Genomic DNA, 23,676 nt, shown 5'->3' on the forward strand with positions numbered 1-23,676 from the left:
AGGTAATTCAAGGGAAATTCCTAATATTTCCTTCGATTTAGTGCCAAGTGATTAGTCGTTAACCATCCTGACTTAAATGGACCACATTTTGCTCATGAGACTGACCACTTCTCATACCTTGATGACTTTCTCGTTTATGATCGTACATGGCTTGGTCAGCTTGATTAAGGACTTCTTGCAGGGTCATCAGCCCTTCTCTCGGAAAAGACACGCCTATCGCCACGGAGAGTTCCAAAGACACCTGATGCGCTTCAGATACAAAATGTATAGTGGAAAGCTTCTCCAAAAGTGAGTTTAAGGATTGCGAATCTGGCTGACCAATAAGAATAAACTCATCGCCGCCAATTCTATATCGGTACCCTTTCCAGAAACGTTCGATTTGTTCTGCCACCGCGCGCAGAACCTGATCACCGATTTCGTGACCATAGGTGTCATTGATGAACTTAAAGCGATTCACATCCAGATAGAGCAAGGTGTAATGAGCACTTATACCCGAGCGGAAACGCCTGTGCATTGAACGTCGATTCTTGAGCCGGGTCAGATTGTCTGTGGTTGACTGGTTGTGAAGATACATAGCGACAATTGCTAGGAAGGCTAACACCAGCATAAATAACGCCCTAATATGGCTCGAAAAGCGCTGTTCCGCCTGAAGGGTGGCTTTCCAGTCTGGCCGATAGTCATAGCGTTGGACAATTCTCTCGGTATCTATCATTTTCAGCGCTCGACTGAATAGAGGAGCTAGCGATGCCCCTATCTGATTTTTGGCAAAACCAATCGCGATATCTGAAGTGTAATACCCCCCTATCAACGGATCTTCCTTCAAAGGTAGGAGATCTTTTGACTCGCGCAAAAGCGTATTAAAGTTGGCTCGACTTATCGCAATGTAGTCGACTTCATGATTCATTAACGCCTTCAGTTGCGACTCGCTGCTGTCGTAGGTGAGCAATGTTTTCTTAGGCAGCAGTCCCCTGAGTAGTTCCTCATAAAAGTCATCTTTTACCACACCGATGCGCTCAACAATCAGCTCTGAGACATTGCTATATACATTATCTTTGTAACCTTCGCGCTTAACCAATATTGCTTCGGGCTGATAATACGGATCACTGTAGTAAACAAGATCTTTGCGAACTTCAGAGATAGCAATCGGAGAGAGCACATCTATTCGCTTGGCGAGCAAATCACCATACATACTTTCCCAAGATTCATCCGCTGTGCTTTCTATCTGACAATTCAACATCAGAATATCGCAGGCTTGAACAACAATATCCGCGGTAATGCCGGCGATAGAACCATCCTTGCGGTAAGTGGCGTATTGACCGATATTTTCTATTTTAACTCTGAGTGGGCGATTAAAGTTGATACCACTACTGAGTACCGCTTGTCGTAGTGCCTGCTGACGGATCTCAAACTGATATTGATTGATAGATTCGCGCAAAAGTTTCTGCACTTCAGCACTGTGTACATAGTGCTCAATCCTTTTTAACAAAGCCGGATGGGCACCTTTACGTGCGACGATGGAGACAGGTTTAATTGAAAGCTGATTGTTAAGTAGCTGAGCGTCATAACCCGCAATCAACATAGGCTTGAGCTGATTGATAGCATCAACCACACCATCCACACTCCCTTGCTTGAGTAATGTTAACGCTTCCGACTGCCCCGTGTACTCTACCAAGGTTATCGAGGGAAATGCGTTGCGTATTAGCTCACCATAGATGGTACCTTTTGGCACACCGACAGTGCGAATCCCGTCCAATGTAGCATTCGTAGCACTAAATACGTACGTATATTCAATATTGGTTGGACTAGAGAAATCGAAATTTAACGCTCTCTCTGGTGTAAAAGTGACGTTCGCCGCGAAATCACTCTCTCCAGCTCGCACTGAGTCAAGGATTGCGCCAAAGCTGGGATAATAGACGTATTCAATATTAAGAGAAAACTTAGACGCAACGGCATCGAACAGGACGCGCGTCACTACGTCGTCTGCTTCCATGGCAACTTTGTAATTGGGAGTCTGGGCTTTGACGGGCGGAAACCAGATAGTAAAAAACAAGACAGCTATCCAGCCGAAACGTCGTTTTATTAGCATAGAGAAGGTTCAAAAAGGCAGTGTGACAAGGAGGTGGTCACGTGCAACCACACAATAAGTGATGTTTAAAATATGCGCAATTCTGGCATAGATAGTGAAATTGTCCAAGCGCATAGTTTAAAATCAATTTATTATTTTTGATTACAAATCGGCTTCTTCTTCTGAGCTACGCAGAATATAGTCTGTCATCCATGCGGTACCCAGTAGGCAAATCCACACAACAAACACTGGGTTTGGCACCTCAACCGTTGGCGTGACGACCAATGCCGCAAACCCGACCGTAGGGAGTGTCCAGCACAACAGTTTGCCCCAGTGAAAGCTTTCTAACTTAGCCAAGCTTTCCATAGATGCGAATATCCCCGTGACACAGAGTGCAACCAATGCCGCGTAGGGTAAGTCAGCCATCCACAAAGGTAAAATAAGCCCCAAAGCCCACCAACTATGCTGGTTATTGGGTTGCCAATAACGTACAGCCCACCATGTCACGATCACCGCTAACGTCTGCACCACGGTGATCATAGGTTCTCCACCGAGTTTGCCCGCCGACTGAGTCGTCATAATGCCCACCTGCAAGGTCACCACAATCAGTGCGGCGGTCAATACGACACCTAAAGTGCTTCGTCTGGAAAACACCACCATCATCAGTGGAAATAGGATCCACTGGCTCATCGACAGTGCAATCGGCTGATACGGCAGCGTCAAACCGTAGGTTGTGAGTGCCGCCATCAAAATAAGTCCGACACTGCCCTTGTTCGGAATGACCCATAACGCAGGAATGATCAACGCCAAAATAGGAATGTCGCCATCACTCAGACTGATAGCCCGAGCACAAACCACGGCCAACAAGGTTGTCACTATGAACTGAAATGTAGAAAATATCATGCCCTCTCCTTATCCCTTCCATGGAAAAATCGAACTAGGACAACATCATTATGGACCAGTTTTTAGTGCAAATCTTTGCGGTGATTCACCAAATTCCATGTGGAAAAGTCACGACTTACGGAGAAATCGCCAAACTTGCTGGTTATCCGGGCTATGCTCGCCATGTCGGGAAAGCCTTAGGTAACCTGCCAAAAGATTCCAAACTTCCTTGGTTTAGGGTCATTAATAGCCAAGGAAGGATTTCGCTAAAAGGGCAGCATTTAGTCAGACAAAGGGAGTTGCTGATAGCAGAAGAGATTGAAGTCACCAACGATGGAAAGGTGAGCTTGAGAAAGTTTCGCTGGCAGCCCTAGGCTGCCATTTTACAGCCCAGATTATTGACTGACTTTCACTAAAACTAAGTCAAGTTGGCTGGTCTGGTGACGATCGGTGATTACCGGATATACGGTATCACTGATGAAACGCAATTGGCCTTCCACCTCGATTCGAGCACTGACGCTATAAGTGTGATGGGGCTTTATTTTTCTGGGATCAAACGCTAAATCAAATTTAAAAGGAACCTGAGTACCTCCCGTTTCAAATCGGTGTTTTGCTATCACTGTCGCGGGCGCATCAGCGAGTGAGATATCTTGTAGAGTCACTATCACCAGCGCGTTTGCGGGTAACGCAATACGTTCTCGGTATGTAATCGTACCTGTAATGGCATCTATTTTGACGTCTTTAGTCGGTTTTGCTGGGGACTGGCAACCCAACAATGTCAGCCCAAGTAAAGCGACCACTAGTAGAGTTAATCCTTTCTTCATAACCCCTCACTAACTTATTAAAATTCCAACTATTATAGATTTCACTCTCTGGTTTGTCATGACGTGAACCAGCAGAATTCTCCACCCTGAGTCTAAAGATATTTTTATAACTTAATGTTCAAGTATCTGTTTAACTGATCAATTTGTGCTTAGAATAAGGCTATATTGATGAAATTGTTAAAGGTGTGAGAATGAGTAAGCCTCTCGACGAACTTCTAGAACTATTACAACTGGAAAAGCTAGAAGAAGGGCTTTTCAGAGGCCAAAGTGAGAACCTTGGCTTGCCTCAGGTATACGGTGGTCAAGTGATTGGCCAAGCACTCTCTGCCGCTCGATACACAGTGGCTGATGATCGAACTGTTCATTCATTTCATAGCTATTTTCTCTACCCTGGGGATCCGGAAAAGCCGATTGTGTATGACGTAGAAAACTTGCGGGATGGAAGAAGTTTTAGTACTCGCCGTGTCAAAGCCATCCAAAATGGTCGACCAATTTTTTATCTCACCGCTTCTTACCATGGTGAGGCCCCAGGTTTTGAGCATCAAAACGCCATGCCAGACATTCCAGGCCCTGAGAATTACGCTTCTGAATCAGAGCTTGCTGAACAAATAGCGGACTTTTTGCCAGAGAAAATCAAAGTGGCATTTTGTGGTGAGAAACCCATTGAAACTCGCCCTGTAACAGTGGTAAACCCACTAAAACCCCACAAAGAAGAAGCAAAGCAATATCTGTGGATTAAGGCCAACGGAGCCATGCCGGACAACCAACTCATTCATCAATATCTTCTCGGCTATGCCTCAGACTGGGGTTTTCTGGTCACCGCATTGCATCCACATGGCGTATCACTAATGACGCCTAATTTCCAAGTCGCCACCATCGACCATTCAATATGGTTCCATCGACCTTTTAAGATGGATGAGTGGTTGCTCTACGTGATTGAAAGCCCGACGGCCAGTAACACGCGTGGCTTAGTACGTGGTGAGATCTATAACCGTCAGGGTCATCTGGTGGCTTCTGCCGTTCAGGAAGGTGTGATGCGGTTTACCAAATAACCTTTCCCAAAAAAGAGACCGAATGTCAGAATTATGTATACTCTAAACCCATCGGGTTTACTCAGGACATGACCTCAGATTAGGATGCAAAGCCACGTATAATATTTGGCTTATCTTAATGAAAAATATACTTATCACCCTGACCTGTCTCTTTTTGTCATCACACACGGTTGCAGACACACTCACACAACAAGTCGCTCAGTTAGAGACTCAATCTGGTGGTCGTCTCGGTGTCGCCGTTTTGGATACCCAAAATAATCATCAGTGGCAATATCGTGGCGATGAGCGCTTTCCTATGATGAGTACCTTTAAAGCACTGATGTGTGCCAGCGCACTCGATCTTGCCGACCAAAACAAGCTTAGCTTAAACGCCACGACCACGATTAAAGAAAGCGATCTGGTGACTTGGTCTCCGGTTACTGAAAAATTGATTGGTCAAGACATGACAATTCAACAAGCTTGCGAAGCGACGATGCTGATGAGCGATAACACGGCGGCCAATATCGTATTGCATCAAATTGGCGGCCCGCAGCAAGTGACACAATTTGTCCGAACTCTCGATGATAAAGTCACTCGCCTTGACCGCTATGAACCGGAACTGAATCAAGCCACTCCAGGTGATAAACGCGATACCACCTCTCCTCATGCGATGGTCACGTCTCTCAACACCATTTTGCTTCAAGACGGGTTGAGCGAAAAAAACCAACAGACTCTGCTGACTTGGATGAAAAACAATAAAATCTCAGATTCTCTGATCCGCTCTATTTTACCCCAAGGTTGGTCCATTGCTGATCGCACCGGCGCTGGTGAACAAGGTTCAAGAGCGATCAACGCACTGGTATGGAACGAGCAGCATAAACCGATCATTATCAGTCTTTATTTGACCCACACAGAGCTTGATATAGCGCAGCGCAATCAAACGCTCAACCAAGTAGCAAAACTGGTACTTGAACATTTTTCAGTGGAGTAGAAACGACAAAGAAGCCATCGCTGGCTTCTTTGCGTCTCCAATGCATGATCAATGTGAATGCCCATGTGAACGCTCGGCACTGTAGCCGCTAAAACTCGAATCTACGGTGCCTTTAAAACAGTTGAGAACCCAAGGGAATCTGATTTACCAGACTTTACGTGGCTATACATTTCTTTACGTTTCTCCAATCGGTAGCGCTGTCGTGTACTTGAGCGGCTCCATGGCAAAGGTTGACGTGACATTGGAGATGCCAGCAATGGAGTTAACTAATTTTTTATAGAAGTTATCAAAGCATTGCATATCTTTGACCTGAACTTTCATCATGTAGTCGTACTCACCAGCCATTCGATAGAATTCCATCACTTCAGGAAAGTCTGCCGCGGTAGAAACAAATTGACTGTACCACTCATGGGAATGGTCGCAGGTTTTCACCAAAACAAAAGCGGTGAAAGATAAGTCGAGCTTTTCCGGGTTAAGCAAAGCCACCCTTTTTTTCAATGACACCCGATTCTTCAAGCTTTTTCAGCCGCTTCCAGCACGGTGTAGTCGTTAAATTCACCGCCTCTGCTAAGTCATTTAAGGACAAGGTTCCATCTTGTTGTAACAACGCTAAAATTTTTCGGTCTACCTTATCCAACTCCACACCCATAAAGAACTCCTATAGAAAAATTTTCTACAAATAAAGCAAATTAAAGGCAATTAGGCAAAGCATTTCTCCTAATATATAGATAGATTATTAGCATAACGATGCTAAGGAGGTACCCATGTGTACAGACCACAACTGGATTAATAACGCGATTCGAAAAATTGAGGCTGATTTCCAACGTTCCGCGGATACGCACTTGATCAAATTGGATTTGCCCAGTGTGGCAGGGATCGATATTTATCTCAAAGATGAAAGTACACATCCGACAGGATCTTTAAAGCATCGTCTGGCACGCTCACTGTTTCTTTATGCAATCTGTAATGGATGGGTCGGCCCAGAAACCCCAATTATTGAATCATCATCTGGCAGTACTGCTGTATCAGAAGCCTATTTTGCTCGGCTACTTGGTTTGCCATTTATTGCCGTTATGCCTAAATGCACCGCGAAGAAGAAAATTGAGCAGATTGAGTTTTATGGGGGTCAAGCACATTTGGTTGATCGCTCAGATCAAATCTACGCAGAATCACATCGATTAGCGAAAGAACTCAATGGCCATTACATGGACCAGTTCACCTATGCCGAGCGTGCGACAGACTGGCGTGGTAACAACAATATCGCCAATTCTATTTTCAGCCAGATGAAGCTTGAAGATAACCCTATCCCTAAATGGGTAGTCATGAGCCCAGGCACGGGGGGACTTCCGCTACTATTGGTCGTTTTATTCGCTATCAACAACACTCGACTAAACTTTGCGTCGTTGACCCTGAAAATTCTGTCTTCCACGAATTCTTCAAAACAGGGAACCCTGAACTCAAGGGCAACTGCGGAAGTAAAATCGAAGGCATCGGTCGACCTCGCGTAGAGCCAAGTTTCATTCCAGGCGTGATTGATGAGATGCGCACCATCCCAGATGCCGCTTCTGTTGCAACGGCACATTGGCTTGAAAAGATCCTTGGCCGTAAAGTAGGTGCGTCAACGGGAACTAACCTATACGGTGTACTGCAGATAGCAAGTGAAATGAAAGCACGCGGTGAAACAGGCTCTATCGTGACACTTTTGTGTGATAGTGGTGAACGTTATCTAGACACCTACTACAATAGTGAGTGGGTCAAACAAAACATCGGCGACTTGCAACCTTATCTCGCAAAATTAGAAGCATTTAAAGCAACGGGCCAAATCTAAATAACAATAACAACATCAGTTGGAAACTCAAACGCCACTCATCTGAGTGGCGTTTTTCATATCAGGGGAGAGCGTTAACGCTTTTTCTGACGCGCTTCGAAAGCCGCGAGTTGTTCAGGTGTCGCTTTCGGCTGGTGATTCTGTTTCCACTCATCGTAAGTCATACCATAAACACGTTCACGTGCATCATCGATATCCAGTTCTAAACCCTGAGTTTCCGCTTCAGCTTTATACCATTTACTGAAACAGTTACGGCAGAACCCCGCAAGGATCATTAGATCGATGTTCTGCACGTCTTTATTCTCATCAAGATGAGAAAGTAGGCGGCGAAATACCGCTGCATCCAATTTATCCTGCTCTTCCTGAGAAAGGTTTTTATACTTAAATTCAGCCACTTTACTTGCCTATTGTTGTTCTGTATCGAATTATCTTATCAAGTCTTTGTCCAATACAAAAACGCCCAAGCACTTGGCTCGGGCGTTTATTATCAGGTTATGCGGTTAACCTTGAATACCGACAATCAACCATGGAGCATTAGGTACCGTTAGGTCACGCTCAAGGTGCCAGATGTCTTCAATGTTTTCTTCAACATTCTCTACAGTATCACGGTAGCGACCGCTAAACTGTAAACTAAGCTGTGCTTTGCTTGCATCGTAGTCGGCACGAACGATTTCTGCGTCAACGTACATCACATCTGTATGCTGCTCACCTTCCAGTTTCGCACGCTCTGATTTTAAATCTTCAAACAGACTTGGAGAAACATATTCCTCAATCGTTTCAAGCTGGTTGTGGTTCCATGCACCTTGAAGTGTTCTGTAATGCTCACGAGAACCATTCACAAAAGCCACTTTGTCAAAACCCGGTGGATAGTTGTGCGGAATATCGGACTGAGCACCAAAACCAAAACCGCCTTGGCTGCCAGACTGAGGCTGCTGTTCGAAATTATGAACATTAGGCTGCTCAAATTTAGCTGCAGAGCCGCCGAAAGCAGGCTGCTGTTTATGCTGATTCATACTGCCTTGCTTCGACCCAAGCAGACCTCGCATCAATTTGAAGATGACAAACGCCACCAAGCCCATGATAAGGATATCCATGAACTGGATTCCTTCAAACGCGCCACCGAAGAATGCCGCTAAAAGACCACCCGCTAACAGACCGCCAAGCAATCCGCCCATCAGGCCTTTTTTAGTTGACCCTTGCGTTTTTGCGCCTTGGTCTTTACCAATCGTGTTTGTGTTTTGCTGTTGTTGCTTTGGTGCAGGAGCTGTTTTAAAGCTCTTACCAAATGACTTGCCGCCACCGAACTTCTTCGCTTCTGCGATAGGAGTAATAGCAACAGAGACCATCAGCAAAGCAACGAGGGAAAAAAGTCGTTTCATATTTTTCCTTAGGGTTTCCTGTATAAGGTAAGAATTATACTTATGGGGCAATAGTAGCCTTTGTCTCTAGAGAATGAAATATGCCAAAGTCGAATACATGTATCAAAGTATTGCAAATTCGAAGATAGTCAGTTGCGCTTCACACCCAGCCTCATTAGAATATTGAACGTTGTTCATTTTTGAAATTTTGTCATGGCCCGTAGAAACGATCATACACGCGATGAGCTTATCGCTCTCACGTTAGACACAGTAAAAGAATTCTTGAGCGAAAACTCCTATCACGAGTTAAGTTTGCGCAAGGTTGCGAATATGATCGGCTATGTGCCAAGCACACTGGTCAACGTGTTTGGTAATTACAATCTACTGCTGCTTCATGCTGTCGCTCAGACTCTAGATGAGCTAGCAAGTGAAGCAAAAGTGGTTGTTGAACAGAGTCAGGCGCCAAAAACGGCCTTGTATGAGCTCGCTTACTGTTATCACGACTTTGCCCAGCGCCACCCTTACCGTTGGCAGTTAATTTTCGAACACAATATGCATGGTGAGACGCTACCCGAATGGCAAGCTGAACGTATTGATAGCATGACGGGCATGCTTGAACAGCTACTCCAAGTTATCGCTCCTCACCGTTCAGAAAAGGAAGTGTTACAAGCCAGTCGAGTACTTTGGTCTGGTGTCCACGGTATTACCTTGTTGAGTGTTGATGATAAGTTCTTCGCAGCAGAACCTATCGACGGCAAAGAACTGATAAATAACCTACTCTCTAACTACATCGCGAACTGGTAATCGCATCCTAAAGGAACAAGGATCACCATGCCAAACAGCCAAACTTCTCTTTTAGGGCAGAGACGATTTCTGCCCTATTTCGTGACCCAATTTTTTGGTGCTTTTAACGATAATATTTTTAAAAACGTCTTACTGCTTTTCGTCGCTTTCGCTGGTGCTGGTGCCTTACCTATCTCCAGCAATTTATTCATCAACCTTGCGGCTGGCTTGTTTATTTTGCCTTTCTTCCTTTTTTTTCTGCCTCTGCTGGCGTATTGGCCGATAAGTATGAGAAGTCTTGGTTCATTCGCAAGGTCAAACTGGCTGAAATTGGCATTATGACTCTGGGGGCAATTGGCTTTATCACCGAAAGCTACGTCATCCTGTTAATTCTACTGTTCTTGATGGGGACGCAATCGGCATTTTTCGGTCCGGTAAAATACGCACTATTACCACAGCAGCTTAAACCGCAAGAGCTGGTGCCGGGTAATGCTTTGGTAGAAACAGGCACGTTTCTCGCCATTCTTCTCGGCACGCTAGGTGCAGGCATTATTGCTTCAGCGGAAAGCGCTAAATACGTGGCAGCAGGATGCGTCGTATTGTTTGCCGTGTTTGGGTATCTCGCCAGTCGTTCAATTCCTGATGCACCCGCCAGCGCACCAGACATAAAATTCCGCTGGCAGCCGATCAAACAAACCCGTAATACCATCGCCATCGCTAAATCCGACAAAACGATTTTCCAAGCCTTGATGGCGATCAGCTGGTTCTGGTTCTTGGGGGCAGCCTACCTGACTCAGTTCCCTAATTTCACGAAACTTTATCTCAATGGCAGTGAAAGTGCGGTTTCGTTCCTACTGGCACTTTTTTTCTGTCGGGATCGCCATTGGATCTCTGGCTTGTGATAAATTATCCAACCACAGAATTGAAGTCGGTATCGTGCCACTGGGTAGTTTAGGGATTTCAATATTTGGTTTCTTAATGGCAACCTCTGTCCCAGCCAGTCTGCCGGAGTTTGAAAACTTTACAGATTTTGTGTCTTACCAGCCATTATGGCCTGTGTTCATCTCGCTGTTGATGCTGGGTGCATCTGGTGGGGTGTTTATTGTGCCACTCTATGCATTGATGCAGCAGCGTGCCAAAGTCACAGAGCGCGCTCAAGTGATTGCAGCACTCAACATCTATAACTCACTGTTTATGGTTGGCAGTGCTGTACTCGGTATCGTCTGCCTAGCGATAATAGAAATGAGTATTCCGCAGCTGTTTTTGTTACTCGCCGTTATGAACCTAGTGGTTGCCATGACCTTGTTCTTACGCGTACCTGTTTTTGCCGTACGATTCATCGTCTGGATATTGACGCATACCATGTATCGCGTGAACCATAAAAACTTACACCACCTGCCTGAAAAGGGGGGCACTCATTGTCTGTAACCACGTCAGTTATATGGACGCTTTGTTGTTGAGCGCCGTTTGTCCAAGGTTGATCCGCTTTGTCATGGAAGAAGAGTACGCCAACCTTCCGCCTTTGCGTCGTTTTCTTAAGCGCGCGGGAGTTATCCCTATCTCCGCTTCCAACCGACGCTCCATTCGCAATGCCTTTAACGAAATTGAACAAGCGTTGAACGAAGGTCATCTGGTGTGTATCTTCCCTGAAGGCCGCTTAACCGACGATGGTGAAATGAATGACTTTATGCGCGGCATGGACATCATTCTAAAACGTAGCCCTGTACCTGTCATACCGATGGCCATTAAAGGGCTATGGGGTAGCTTCTTTAGTCGCTATAAGGGCAAAGCCTGTCGCGGATTTCCTAGCCGATTCTGGTCTAAGTTGGAGATTGAAGCTGGCCAACCTGTTTCCTCTTCCTCTGCTAGCACAGAGGTAATGCGGGAGAAGGTAGCTCAATTGCGCGGTGACTGGAAATAAAGTTGCGAACATGCGTTCAGTAGAAATGAACGCATGTTCAATTCATTCAAATCTACTTATCGGCTGGATTTGGTTACACTCACCAGCTATTTTGATTGCTACTTTTTGTAATGACGACGATTAAAAAGCAACTGCCATTTTGGTTGGCAATGATCATCTGCCTGACCCCATGGGCGACTTCACCAACCGCATTAGTGATTGGTTTCCTGCTGGCTTCATTAGGCATGGTGCCACACGATTTTAATTTGGCAAAAGTGACCAAAAAGCTATTGGCTTATTCAATCGTCGGCTTGGGCTTTGGCATTCAATTCAAAAATGCCCTTGCGGTTACCTCAGATGGCATTGGTCTTATCATTACTACCATTATCGGCACCTTATTTATAGGCTGGTGGGTGGCAAAAGCCATTGGCCTCAATAAAGAAACGGGCTATCTAATTTCTTCTGGAACCGCCATCTGTGGTGGCAGTGCGATCGCCGCGGTTTCTCCTGCTATCAAAGCAAACGATGAGCAAATCGGCCTTTCTTTAGCCACCGTATTTGTCCTAAATTCGATAGCTCTGTTTGTCTTCCCTGTGATTGGCCATGCACTGAATCTCGATCAACATACTTTCGGCACTTGGGCAGCGATTGCCATACATGACACTTCATCCGTCGTTGGTGCTGCCTCCGCCTACGGTGAGGAAGCACTCACCACCGCGACAACCTTAAAACTGGCAAGAGCTCTTTGGATTATTCCGGTTGCGTTGTTCAGCGCCTTTTTATTCCGTAGCGATTCGAAGAAAATCACTATCCCCTACTTCATCTTGTTTTATTGCGTCGCGATTGCAGTCAGCGATCTGTTGCCACAGTTTGAGATGATTTATCAGGGAATCTTCGATGTGGCTAAACGGGCTTTAGTGGTGTGTTTGTTTTTGATTGGCTGCGGAATTTCGGTGGAAAAGCTCAAATCGGCAGGACCTAAACCCCTGCTGTTTGGTGTGACGCTGTGGATTGCTATATCGACCAGCTCATTGGCATGGTTGACACTTAGCTAAAGCTCCTCCGGCTCAATTTTAAGCTTTTTGCGCTTTTGTCGTTGGTATATTAAGACCAAAGCGGCGATAAATAGAAACGCAGATAACTCAGCCAGTGATCGCACCAAGCCTTCACTTTGCACTGCAACCAGAATCTGAATCAATATTGCCAACACAATGACGGCTTTCATGATCGCCTCTTATATCCATATACTCATATTTCAGGCAGTATTATGAGATAGAGTTATAAGTTTGATAAATTCAGATTTGGACTATGAAAGATCAATTTCAACTAAGTTGACTTTCACATTGGCCGATTGAGTAACGAACAGGCCATTGCTTCACTGAGTGCGTTGGGCATGAGAGCTCAGCCAAAGAAAAAGCACTCGCCAGTTAATTAGAGAGAAATGTGGTGATTTCGACTAGTCACCGATTCTGTGCTGCACATTATTTATCGAGTTGAGTCAAAAGCCAATCTTTGACTGCTTTTCGCGACACTTTGATCCCCGACTGGCAAAGACACTCTGGCAACTCGTAGTAGGCGATCGGCCATTTAAATCGAGTTAAAAACTCACCGAGATGCTGCTCGATACCGTTTATATCTAACCCTTGATGACTTTGAATAACGGCGATCGGCCGATGCCCAAACTCTTGGTCTTCAATTGGCACTATGATGGATTGAATCACATCTGGGAGCTGGTTGAGTACGGCTTCTATCTCTTCACAATGAATGTTTTCGCCACCTGAGATGAACAGATTGTCTGCTCTGCCGATAATTTGCAGCTCACCGTTTTTCCATTCACCGAGATCTTTGCTATCGAACCACGTGTCGTGCACCATAGGTTCAAGCGTACCCTGCTGGTAATAACCAGAGGCTAGCGTTTCTCCCCCGATGTAAATCCTCTGCCCTTCAAGTTTTACCCTGCGCTTGGGCAATACCTTGCCTGCCGTAGTGTCACTATCTACCCGCTTAGCCGTCACGGTAGAAGCCGCTTCCGTCATGCCATAACCTAGCCAAGTTTCAATCCCCTGTTGCTGCGCTTTGAGGCTCAGAGAAACGGCGATGTGACTGCCCCCGAGTAAGACATGGGTCAGTTCAAGTGACATATTACTGTCCAATAACCGCTGAAGTTGCGTTGCCACCAGCGACGCATGCGTCACGTGACGAATATCTTCTTGAAGCAATCCGGCCCCCACTTTTAACATCGCACCTGCATGCAACCAGCGATAGATAATCGCCAATCCCGAAACATGGTACATAGGTAAGCTTAACAACCAGCTATCGCCCTGCTTAAAAGTGAATTTTTCCAGCAATCCTGATGCAGAAGCCATATGTTGGGCAGAGGTGTGCGCCACCGCTTTCGGTGTTCCTGTTGAACCTGACGTAAATACAATCGACGCTAAATTATCGGCTTGATAACCCGCGGGACAGTCCGCCAAATCTGCACGCTCTACCGTCATAGTCGACAAGGAAGAAAGCATCAAGTTAGGTGGTGCCACCCAAACTTTTCGCTCTGTTTCCGGCAAGTAGAGTGATGCCAACTTGGTATCCAGCTCCACTTGAGTCTGTGGCATCGTCAAAGCACAAATTGCACCAATCTCCATGCACGCAAGATAGGCTAACAATAGATCCAAGCTGTTTTTACCAACACACGTCAACACCTCGCCGCGCGCTAGCCCCTGTGCAGATAAGCTCGCCGCAACTTCATCCACCAGTTGTACTAGCTCAGCCCAGGTGTATTGCCTCTCTTGATGATGCAGGGCTAACAAAGATGGGCTCAACTGAGCCCATCGTTTCAAAGGAGAGAGTTGGTTTTGCATTAAGATTGCCAGATGAGTGACTGGCCTGACAGAGCAGTCACCGGAAGATCACAGCCAGGCCAAGTCACTTCTAGCTGCTGGGCAAACAAACCTATGGTGTCTAAGCCCGGAATCTCTTCAGGTAGCTGCCATTGGGCAAATCGAGCCAATTGCGTCAGGCCCAAACTGGATTCAATACTTGAACTGACCACAGGCTTTATACCTAACGCTTTAGCGCGGTCGATCAGCGCTATACAACGCTCCACAGAACCTATTAACGTTGGCTTTATAATAATGGCTTTGGCTCCATTATAGTCTTCCAGTTTAAAGTCATCTTTACGGATAGCATGTTGAAGAGTTTCGTCCCAAGCAATGGCAATCCCAGTATCAATAGCAAAAGAAAAGCTATCACCTGGAGCCTGGCAGGGTTCTTCGACAAACGCGATCCGTTGACGCAGAGAAGGTGCAATCTTTTTGGCAAATTGCTGCGCTTTTTCTGCGGTCCAAGCTCTATTGGCGTCTAGCCTTAACGTGAGGTCTGGAATAGATTCCAAGAACAGACTGACAAGCAACCCATCACGAACAGGTTCATACAGCCCCACTTTGATTTTCGCCACTTTTTGGCCTTGCATGCGATCAAGTTTAGGTAGCAACTCGTCTGGGTCACCAGAGCACAGCGGCGCGGCTTGGTAACAGCCTGTATCAGGAAGGCCGTTAGCCAACTCCAGTTGTGCCATGGATAAACCAAATGCCACCGATGGGTATAAGTCTTTGTAGTCGAGGACTTGACCACTTTGCCAAAGAGTAAGTTGTTCGATGAGCTGAGGGTAAACCTCATCCAGACTCTCAATACTAAACCCCGGTAAAGGCGCAATTTCACCTCGACCTATTTCTCCGTCACTTTCTAGTACAACCACAAAGCCTTCTCGTTCCGTGAGCCTCTGCTCTCTCAGTATCACTCCGCTGTCCATAGGCAGCTCGTAGCGATACAGTTTGGCTGTTCTCATACCAATATCCCTTATCATCGTTGTGTAATCGTTGATATATACTGTTGCTTATTTGATAGCTTTTGATTTAGACGGATAACCAAAGATACTCAGTTAAGCAGCTTTGCTTTCACGTTATAAACCGAACGGCGCATCAAGGATTACGAGGGAATTTATTAAAGTCTGGTCGACGTTTTTCATTAAACGCATTGCGACCTTCCTGACCTTCTTCGGTCATGTAAAACATCATGGTTGCGTTACCGGCTAATTCTTGGAGACCAGCCTGACCATCACAATCAGCATTTAAGGCCGCTTTCAAGCAGCGTAATGCCATAGGGCTATGTTGCAGGGTTTCGCGACACCAACGGACGGTCTCTTTTTCCAATTCGTCAAGTGGCACCACCGTATTAACCAGCCCCATATCCAGAGCTTCTTGAGCATCATAGAAACGGCATAGGAACCAGATCTCACGCGCTTTCTTTTGACCGACAATTCGAGCCATATATGAGGCACCCCAGCCGCCATCAAACGAACCAACTTTTGGCCCCGTCTGACCAAACTGAGCGTTTTCTGCGGCAATCGTCAAGTCACACATCATATGTAATACGTGACCGCCACCCACAGCCCAACCCGCAACAGCCGCGATAACGGGTTTAGGGCAAGTACGGATCTGACGCTGGAAATCAAGCACATTCAGGTGATGAGTGCCAGAATCGTCTTGATAGCCGCCATAATCACCACGTATCTTTTGGTCACCGCCCGAACAGAACGCCTTTTCGCCAAGCCCTGTTAAAATGATCACACCGACGCCTTCATCATAACGTGCATCCGCTAGCGCCTTGATCATTTCTTTTTACGGTTTGAGGACGGAACGCATTCCGTACCTGAGGGCGGGCGATGGTGATTTTTGCGATACCATCTTCCGATTTATGGTACTGAATATCTTCATATTCACCTGTGCAATCGTTCCAGTGTACTGGTGCGTATAGTTCTTGTTCTGAAATACCGACTGTTTTTGCCATGGTGATTCCTGTTGATTGATGTTGCGCTGTTAGAGAAAGGCGCGAATTTGAGATTTAACAATGTCAGCAAACGCTTCAGGCTGTTCGATGTGAACATTATGCCCAGCTCGCTTTACCTGGCTATAAGACAAACCACTCAGTTCGGCCAAATGGCTGAACTTACTGTCTTTTTCACCACAAATATAATGTACTGGAATACTCAAGCCTGTGAGTGACTCAAGCAAATAATTCTGTTTTGCTAATGAGGTTGCCATCAACATTTTGCCAACGGATGGCCCTAGGTTAGCACTGCGTTTGTGTATGAGTGTTTGTCTTTGCTCATGGTTTAGTGAACTAAATACCGGCTGCTGATACCAATCGCCTAACACTTGTTCGATTGGTTCATGATGAAGTCGCTCAGCCCAACGCGAGTCGTGGCGTAAGCGAGCTGTTTTTTCTGCGTCACTACACAGTCCAAAATGTCCACCTTCAGAAATAAGCATTTGGATATTAAGTGCAGAAAAGTGCTGTTGAGTGAGCCCTACCATCGCAATTCGAGCCCCCATTGAATAACCCACTAACACTATAGGTGGTTGGTGAGGAAATTGAGTAAGTAAAACATCAGATATTTGATCACAGCACGTTTTAAAATCGCGACAATGCATCAGATTGCTCATGCCATGACCAGGAAGATCAATACATAAGGAAGTGTACTCGGGAAGCCATTGCGTACAGCTCTTCCAGTCATCACTGCAACCAAGTAAACCATGCAGATAAACAATTAAGGGCGTCGAGCTGTCATTGCTCGTATTGTTATAAAGATGGCTATAAAGCATGAACGCGCTGAGTTATCTCTTTCAGGTGTGAGGAAGCTTGTTCAGGCGGTGTTTGTATCTCTAGAAGAAGTGCTCCTTCACCCTGTTGTAAATGCTGACCAACTAACTCAGTGTATGCGGCAAGAGTGGCTGGTTTTTGGTATCGAATACCAAATTGCATCGCAGCATGTTCGAAGGTATAACCATGAGGCATCTGATATAGGGATTGTTTCTGCGCTTGTGGGACAGGGAGCAAATCAAAGATAGCCCCTCCATTATTATTAATGACCACGATAACGACCGGTGTTTTTTCCTGAGTCAATAGAGACAAAGAGTTAAGGTCATACAGTGCCGACGTATCGCCAATGAACAATACACTGGGCTTACGAGTGGCCCGCACAACACCCGTTAGAGTCGCAATCAAACCATCGATCCCTGATGCACCTCGGTTGCTATACGTGTCAAGGTTTGGCATCGAACCAAACATATCCGCCAGCCGCACAAACAGACTGTTTGCCAAAAAGACCTGAGCTTGCTGAGGTAATACTTTGATAGATTTAGCCAGCGCAACCTCATTCACTGACTGCTGACTTTGCTCATATTGTGAAGACAACATTGCTACACGCTCAGAATAGCGCTCTAACTCCACCGCCCAACCATAATGGGCATTTTTGTCTTCCGTAAGCTCTTTCATCCAACTCTCAATCCAAATCCCTATTTCCACGACATGGTGAGTTTGTGGCAAGTGGCTTTGGTTGTTGCGCTCGACGCACGAAGAAACAAAATGATAACCCGCTTGTCTGGATTCAACTTGCTGAGATATCCACTGAATGAGCCGTTTTGATACAATTCGCGAGCCAAACTGTACAATGACATGAGCCTGATTCATCACTTCTTTCGCAGAAGGGTTCTGCAACCAAAGATCATAGTGTGCGAAAGGCGATGAAACCCCCGATTGCGGATCGCACAAACATGGCCAGCCCAGTTTTTCCGCCAGCCGTTGCGCCCGCTGCGCTTCCTCTAGAGTGACACTGCCAACGACCATCACTCCCGGCTTATCAGCTAAGTCAGCGTAGTGAAGAGCGGGCAATGATTGAGTTCGAGCCTTGCAGCTATAAGGCTTATCAGAGTCGGACCAAGATTTTACTTCATCGAGATACGTCTGAAATATTCCTTTCGATTCAGAACCGTACAAAGGCTCAGGAAACGGGCAATTAATGTGGACAGCCCCGCCTTTCTCAGCTTGTTCAAACATTTTCTGGTCAATGGAAGTTAGGAGCCACTTCAGCGATATGGAGTCTGAAGGGCTTGGTAACTCAAGGCTAGAGGTGACATGAGTTGAGAAAATCCCAGATTGATGGATCGCCTGATTGGCTCCACAGTCAATCAATTCTACGGGCCTATCTGCGGTCAGAACCACCAGCTTTTCACCCGTCAGTTTAGCTTCGGCAATCGAAGGCAGTAGATTTGCTACCGCTGTCCCCGATGTCACAATCAGTGCAACGGGCTTGTGGCTCGCTTTTGCCAGACCAAGAGCGAGAAAACCTAAACCACGTTCATCAAAATGCATATGAAGATTCAGGTTTGTATTGTCTTGCGCTTCCAGCGTTAATGGCGTTGAGCGTGAGCCCGGGGCAATACACACCTCAGTGACACCGAGACGAGATAACTCTTCAAGCAAGGTCTGACACCAAATACGATTGATAACAGCTTGGTTTTGATTGCCCATTTACGACGCGACTCCCAGTGGAGGAATATCGGTGATCAGCGATAGCAAGGTCGACATTTTCTTATCCAACTCCTGCCACTCATTATCCGCCACAGAACCCGGAACAATACCCGCGCCTGCGAATAATTGTACCTCTTCACCGAGAATAAGAGCACTGCGTATCGCCACACAAAACTCCGCACGCTGATGGCTAATAAAACCCATCGAGCCGGCATACCAGCCACGCGCAAAGGGTTCATTGTTTTGGATAAAGTCCATTGACGCCTTACGTGGTAATCCGGCAACCGCTGCCGTCGGTTGTAATGCCGCCAGCAATTGAACGCCATTAATGCCCGGTTTGAGGTGTGCATGGATACTGCGTTTAAGATGCTGAACTTTTCTCAGCCTAACCAAACGGGCTTCTTGCTCAACCTCAACATGCTCCGAGTGAGGCGTTAGTCGATCAATAATGTCATCGACGACATATTGGTTCTCATTCAGGTTTTTGCTGTCTTGTGATAACCAGTTTGCCAACTCCATATCGTGGCTGGCGTTGTCGCCTCGACCTATCGTACCCGCCAAAGCTTCGGTGTAGAGCTCCTGCCCTTGTCTGGCATACAAACGTTCCGGTGTAGAGCCTATAAAGCTATGCTTTTTATCCAGAGAGAGCATAAAGTGGAAGCTATGGTGGTTTTGCAGATAACTTGATTTGAGTAGCTGCGCGGCACTCACCGTGCTGTCCATCTGGACGGACGTTCGACGAGCCAGTACCACTTTCTTAAAGTCATTATTCTCAATACCAGTCAGGACTTTCTCAACCAGCTCAGACCATTGCGGTTTCTCCGGTATGTGACTGATGCTTTTGATCTGCGCGGAGACTGGCCGTAAAGCGCCAACTTCAATTTTCAGTTTACTGAGCCCTGCCAAAGTACGATGTTTATCGGCTGTCAGGTTGACGGCTAATGACCAGCGGTTATCAAAACGAATGAGCTCGATTTGTGGTAGGAAGAAAAAAGAAGACATGCAGCGACGATTCTTTTCGGTCTGTCCGTCAAAAGAACGTCCACCCCAGATACGTTGTTCATCTGCCAGAATCGTGTAGGCCGGAGCAGGGTCGACAAAAGTATGTAACTGCCCCAATGCCACCACTTCTTCACGGGTATCACGAGACTGCCAATAAAACTTTGGAAACAGCGGCTGGGACTCCAGCCAATCTATGAATGCAAAATCTGGTTTTTCCTCAAGAACTTGAACCAGACGGTTTACGCCGTCTTCTGCATCCTTTACGCGTTCGATCAGTTCAGTAACGGCTTGATGAAAATGTGACAAATCAGCCTCGTATGCCTGGGGATTTTTATTCATTTTAGATCGCTACTCTATTAATAGACCTTACCCAGATCAAGGTTGTAGCCCATCTTTTGCATAATCCTGTGATTGCAAACGAACAAAGCGCATACAAAAAAGCGTAATAATTCAGTTTTTTATTCTAACAAAGCCCTTTTTGATGTACTTTAATAAAGAAATACAATCTCTTTTAGGTTTTACACAATGCAAAATATCGGGATGTCATCAAAACTCGATAATGTCTGCTATGACATTAGGGGGCCTGTACTCAAACATGCTAAGCGCATGGAGGAAGAGGGGCATAAAATACTGAAGTTGAATATCGGTAATCCCGCTCCATTTGGATTTGACGCCCCAGATGAAATCTTGGTTGATGTCATCCGTAACCTGCCCACTTCGCAAGGTTACTGTGACTCGAAAGGCATCTACTCTGCTCGTAAAGCCGTCGTTCAACACTATCAGCGCAAAGGCATCCGTTCTTTAGATGTCGAAGACGTGTATATCGGTAATGGTGCATCAGAACTGATCGTTATGGCGATGCAGGCTTTGCTCAACAATGGCGACGAGATGCTGGTTCCCGCACCAGATTACCCGCTTTGGACAGCATCTGTAGCCCTATCTGGCGGAAAAGCTGTGCATTACCTTTGTGATGAGCAAGCAGACTGGTATCCAGATCTGGATGATATTCGTAACAAGATAACACCGAATACTCGTGGCATTGTCCTCATCAACCCTAATAACCCAACAGGTGCGGTGTACAGTCGCGACTTTTTATTAGAAGTGATTGAGATTGCACGTCAGCACAAGTTGATCATCTTCGCCGACGAAATCTACGATAAAGTACTCTATGACGGTGCCACACACACCTCTGTTGCGACACTTTCAGATGATGTTTTGACTGTTACCTTCAACGGCTTATCAAAAGCCTATCGCGTCTGTGGGTTTCGCGGTGGTTGGATGTTCCTCACCGGTCCGAAGCATCTCGCTCAAGGGTACGTCAATGGCTTGGATATGCTGGCTTCTATGCGCTTGTGTGCCAATGTACCGATGCAACATGCCATTCAGACCGCACTGGGTGGTTATCAGAGTATTAACGAACTGATCCTGCCCGGCGGCCGCTTATTGGAACAGCGTGACCGCGCTTTTGAACTGATCAACCAGATTCCAGGGATTTCCTGCGTGAAGCCTAAAGGCGCGATGTATCTGTTCCCGAAAATCGACACTAAAATGTACAACATCAAAGATGATCAGAAGATGGTGCTCGACTTCCTGATTCAGGAGAAAGTTCTGTTGGTTCAAGGCTCAGGCTTCAACTGGCCAAAACCCGATCACTTCCGCATTGTGACCCTGCCACATGTTGAAGATCTCGAAATGGCGATTGGACGCTTCGAACGCTTCCTGTCGACGTATAGCCAGTAGTAATTAGATTCGATCTTTCATATGCTTAAAGAGCACTCAGAGAGTGCTCTTTTTTATTAGGAGGAAGATCCATGACAGAGAGTAAGTCTAAAGAAAGTCATTTCTTCGCTCATCTTGCTCGTATGAAACTGATTCAGCGCTGGCCCTTGATGCGTTCTGTGTCAACAGAGAATATCTCAGAGCACAGTCTTCAAGTCGCTTTTGTCGCCCATGCTCTGGCATTAATTAAAAACAAAAAATATGGCGGTAACCTCAACCCTGAACGCATTGCCTTACTGGGAATGTACCACGATACCAGTGAAGTACTCACTGGGGATTAGTTCGTTTTTCTAATATGAGTAAACCAGTGACTTAGTTCGTTAATACACAGAAGTTACCATTAGACTATTGTAAGGATATTCAGTTGAAAAAATCACAAAGTACATTCATGGCATGGGTGACACGTATGCCATTAATAAAACGCTGGGCATTAATGCACTGCTTTCAAGAAGAAAATGTTTCAGAACATTCTCATCAGGTTGCGGTAATAGCTCACTTATTAACTGTCATTAAAAACAAACGATATGGCGGTAACTTAAATCCAGAAAAAGCTGCAGTTACCGCCATTTATCATGAAATATCAGAAACAAAACTTCAGGATATAAATTCAAAAACCAAGTACCACAGCCCAGAATTTACAGCAGCATTTAAAAAACTTGAAGATATTGCAGAAAAAGAATGTTTAGAAACATTACCAGAGGATTTACGTAATGAGTTCTCAGATTTACTTGTTCAAAAAAATGTAGACGCTGAATATAAAGCGATTGTAAAAGCAGCAGATATTCTATCAGCTTATATAAAGACTCTAAACGAACTTCGATTTAACAATGATGAATTTTTACATGTCAAAAAAGGACTTGATCCAAAAATTAAAAGACTTATTACTGAAATGCCTGAAGTAAAAGATTTTATGGATGTATTTTGTGATAGTTGCACTACTACGTTTGACAAAATATCAGGATAAATAATACCCCTTAATACCTATAAAATTTTAACGAAAAGCAGATTCTTTAATCACGGACAATTTCGCATCATACGCACTATCGACACGTATAAGGCGTGAAAATGTGTGAAAACTCAACTTTTTACACAAAATAAACACATCAAAATTTACATACAATGCCAAGTTTGGTAGCTTAACGTTGGAAAGGTCGTCGTCACCTCGCCCGACTCAAGGCAAAGACGATAATTTTGGATAGACAAAGTAATCACTTTTCAGTGGCATTTTGCATGAGAGTCGCATAGCAAACTTCAATGCTGCACTACGAACTAGGTGAAGCTATGTCTGAAAACCACTCATTTCCCCCAAATTCTCCATCCGAAATCTTTAAGCTAAGAGCAAAGCAATTTTCATTGTTAATAACCGAGATATCAGGCTTTAGAAACATACCGTCAAAAAAGCGGTATGATTGGTTGGCTCATGCTCTAGGTTATAAAGACTACAGTGATCTATTACACTCCAATTATCTTAGAAGAACCACAGATAACCGTAGCCCCCTAAATATTTTCAATAATAGAAAACAACGAGAAAAAATAATTACTGTTTTTTATTCTAACCTGCCAAATGTATCAAAGAAAGATATAAGTGATGCGACTAGATTAATGGCTATAATAGAAAACCCGGAATCTATAGCGTTACTATTTCCACTAATACGCAGTGGAATTCGATTATCCTCAATCAATAAACTCATAAAGCCTAAACATAATAAAGTAGTTACATATAAATTAAAAATACCAAAAACAACTTCAGAACACCTAAGACCATTACATAGAGCCATCTACAAAAAATATTTATATTCTTTTTCGGAATTTCGTGAAGATTATATTCAAATGATGTTGTCGGAAAACTTTACAAACAAAAAATAAAC

General features: G+C 45.2%; 19 protein-coding genes and 5 pseudogenes. 11 read left to right on the forward strand and 13 right to left on the reverse strand.

From position 1 onward, the window contains the following. Window positions 1-58: 58 nt before the first annotated feature. Both KW548_13315 and KW548_13320 read right to left on the reverse strand, forming a co-directional pair. Window positions 59-2,086, reverse strand: a complete 2,028-nt coding sequence (locus tag KW548_13315; protein QXX06091.1) for a transporter substrate-binding domain-containing protein — start codon at window positions 2,084-2,086, stop codon at window positions 59-61. Window positions 2,087-2,227: 141 nt separating this feature from the next. Beyond that, complete coding sequence (locus KW548_13320) at window positions 2,228-2,968, reverse strand: hypothetical protein (protein ID QXX06092.1); 741 nt, start codon at window positions 2,966-2,968, stop codon at window positions 2,228-2,230. A 50-nt stretch (window positions 2,969-3,018) separates the two neighbouring features. Between KW548_13320 and KW548_13325 the strand changes: the two genes are divergently transcribed. Then, window positions 3,019-3,321 carry an MGMT family protein gene (locus KW548_13325; GenBank protein QXX06093.1) on the forward strand — a complete coding sequence of 101 codons (303 nt, stop codon included), beginning with the start codon at window positions 3,019-3,021 and terminating at the stop codon, window positions 3,319-3,321. Between the two features lie 21 nt (window positions 3,322-3,342). Here KW548_13325 and KW548_13330 read toward each other — a convergent pair whose 3' ends face one another. After that, entirely contained in the window at window positions 3,343-3,771 is a 429-nt protein-coding gene (locus KW548_13330) for a YbaY family lipoprotein (protein ID QXX06094.1), read from the reverse strand. A gap of 191 nt (window positions 3,772-3,962) precedes the next feature. Between KW548_13330 and tesB the strand changes: the two genes are divergently transcribed. Together tesB and bla are read left to right on the forward strand one after the other, a co-directional pair. Then, window positions 3,963-4,823 (forward strand): acyl-CoA thioesterase II, encoded by an 861-nt coding sequence (tesB, locus tag KW548_13335; GenBank protein ID QXX06095.1) that lies wholly within the window; start codon window positions 3,963-3,965, stop codon window positions 4,821-4,823. Between the two features lie 118 nt (window positions 4,824-4,941). After that, the gene (gene bla / locus KW548_13340) at window positions 4,942-5,793 is read left to right on the forward strand and encodes a class A beta-lactamase (GenBank protein ID QXX06096.1); all 852 of its coding nucleotides are present in this window, start codon (window positions 4,942-4,944) and stop codon (window positions 5,791-5,793) included. A gap of 174 nt (window positions 5,794-5,967) precedes the next feature. On the opposite strand, the pseudogene KW548_13345 reads toward bla, so the two are convergent. Further along, window positions 5,968-6,442: pseudogene (locus tag KW548_13345) on the reverse strand (Lrp/AsnC family transcriptional regulator). A 115-nt stretch (window positions 6,443-6,557) separates the two neighbouring features. On the opposite strand from KW548_13345, the pseudogene KW548_13350 reads away from it, so the two are divergent. Continuing rightward, window positions 6,558-7,621: pseudogene (locus KW548_13350) on the forward strand (PLP-dependent cysteine synthase family protein). A gap of 74 nt (window positions 7,622-7,695) precedes the next feature. On the opposite strand, the gene KW548_13355 reads toward KW548_13350, so the two are convergent. Together KW548_13355 and KW548_13360 are read right to left on the reverse strand one after the other, a co-directional pair. Next, entirely contained in the window at window positions 7,696-8,016 is a 321-nt protein-coding gene (locus KW548_13355) for a DUF1244 domain-containing protein (GenBank protein QXX06097.1), read from the reverse strand. 105 nt (window positions 8,017-8,121) lie between these two features. After that, on the reverse strand, window positions 8,122-9,000 hold the full coding sequence (locus tag KW548_13360) for a Tim44 domain-containing protein (protein ID QXX06098.1): 879 nt from the start codon (window positions 8,998-9,000) through the stop codon (window positions 8,122-8,124). Window positions 9,001-9,192: 192 nt separating this feature from the next. Between KW548_13360 and KW548_13365 the strand changes: the two genes are divergently transcribed. The 3 genes and pseudogenes from KW548_13365 (at window position 9,193) to KW548_13375 (ending at window position 12,717) form a co-directional block, all read left to right on the forward strand. Continuing rightward, the gene (locus tag KW548_13365) at window positions 9,193-9,783 is read left to right on the forward strand and encodes a WHG domain-containing protein (GenBank protein QXX06099.1); all 591 of its coding nucleotides are present in this window, start codon (window positions 9,193-9,195) and stop codon (window positions 9,781-9,783) included. Between the two features lie 27 nt (window positions 9,784-9,810). Then, window positions 9,811-11,683 (forward strand): annotated as a pseudogene (locus tag KW548_13370) (MFS transporter). Window positions 11,684-11,793: 110 nt separating this feature from the next. Beyond that, window positions 11,794-12,717, forward strand: coding sequence for a putative sulfate exporter family transporter (locus tag KW548_13375; GenBank protein QXX06100.1), 924 nt, complete (start codon window positions 11,794-11,796; stop codon window positions 12,715-12,717). On the opposite strand, the gene KW548_13380 is transcribed toward KW548_13375, so the two are convergent. The 7 genes and pseudogenes from KW548_13380 to KW548_13410 all read right to left on the reverse strand — a co-directional run bounded on the left by KW548_13380 (window position 12,714) and on the right by KW548_13410 (window position 20,335). Then, on the reverse strand, window positions 12,714-12,887 hold the full coding sequence (locus KW548_13380; GenBank protein QXX06101.1) for a hypothetical protein: 174 nt from the start codon (window positions 12,885-12,887) through the stop codon (window positions 12,714-12,716). The genes KW548_13375 and KW548_13380 overlap by 4 nt on opposite strands. 256 nt (window positions 12,888-13,143) lie before the next feature. After that, entirely contained in the window at window positions 13,144-14,517 is a 1,374-nt protein-coding gene (gene menE, locus KW548_13385; protein ID QXX06102.1) for an o-succinylbenzoate--CoA ligase, read from the reverse strand. After that, window positions 14,517-15,503 (reverse strand): o-succinylbenzoate synthase, encoded by a 987-nt coding sequence (gene menC / locus KW548_13390; protein ID QXX06103.1) that lies wholly within the window; start codon window positions 15,501-15,503, stop codon window positions 14,517-14,519. The genes menE and menC overlap by 1 nt, the downstream gene beginning before the upstream one ends. 133 nt (window positions 15,504-15,636) lie before the next feature. Continuing rightward, a pseudogene (gene menB, locus KW548_13395) lies at window positions 15,637-16,504 on the reverse strand (1,4-dihydroxy-2-naphthoyl-CoA synthase). A gap of 29 nt (window positions 16,505-16,533) precedes the next feature. Beyond that, a complete protein-coding gene (menH, locus tag KW548_13400; GenBank protein QXX06104.1) occupies window positions 16,534-17,319 on the reverse strand; it encodes a 2-succinyl-6-hydroxy-2,4-cyclohexadiene-1-carboxylate synthase in 786 nt (261 codons plus the stop codon). Next, window positions 17,309-19,027, reverse strand: a complete 1,719-nt coding sequence (gene menD, locus KW548_13405) for a 2-succinyl-5-enolpyruvyl-6-hydroxy-3-cyclohexene-1-carboxylic-acid synthase (protein QXX06105.1) — start codon at window positions 19,025-19,027, stop codon at window positions 17,309-17,311. The genes menH and menD overlap by 11 nt, the downstream gene beginning before the upstream one ends. Next, the gene (locus tag KW548_13410) at window positions 19,028-20,335 is read right to left on the reverse strand and encodes an isochorismate synthase (protein ID QXX08070.1); all 1,308 of its coding nucleotides are present in this window, start codon (window positions 20,333-20,335) and stop codon (window positions 19,028-19,030) included. A gap of 219 nt (window positions 20,336-20,554) precedes the next feature. On the opposite strand from KW548_13410, the gene KW548_13415 reads away from it, so the two are divergent. From KW548_13415 to KW548_13430, 4 genes and pseudogenes are all read left to right on the forward strand, one after another. Then, window positions 20,555-21,769: a pyridoxal phosphate-dependent aminotransferase gene (locus KW548_13415; GenBank protein QXX06106.1), complete on the forward strand. Its 1,215-nt coding sequence runs from the start codon at window positions 20,555-20,557 to the stop codon at window positions 21,767-21,769. 71 nt (window positions 21,770-21,840) lie between these two features. Next, a pseudogene (gene yfbR / locus KW548_13420) lies at window positions 21,841-22,086 on the forward strand (5'-deoxynucleotidase). 86 nt (window positions 22,087-22,172) lie between these two features. Beyond that, window positions 22,173-22,772: a 5'-deoxynucleotidase gene (gene yfbR / locus KW548_13425; GenBank protein ID QXX06107.1), complete on the forward strand. Its 600-nt coding sequence runs from the start codon at window positions 22,173-22,175 to the stop codon at window positions 22,770-22,772. A 317-nt stretch (window positions 22,773-23,089) separates the two neighbouring features. Beyond that, a complete protein-coding gene (locus KW548_13430; protein QXX06108.1) occupies window positions 23,090-23,674 on the forward strand; it encodes a hypothetical protein in 585 nt (194 codons plus the stop codon). Window positions 23,675-23,676: the final 2 nt, after the last annotated feature.

The organism is Vibrio neptunius, from assembly GCA_019339365.1.
GTDB classification, from domain to species: domain Bacteria; phylum Pseudomonadota; class Gammaproteobacteria; order Enterobacterales; family Vibrionaceae; genus Vibrio; species Vibrio neptunius.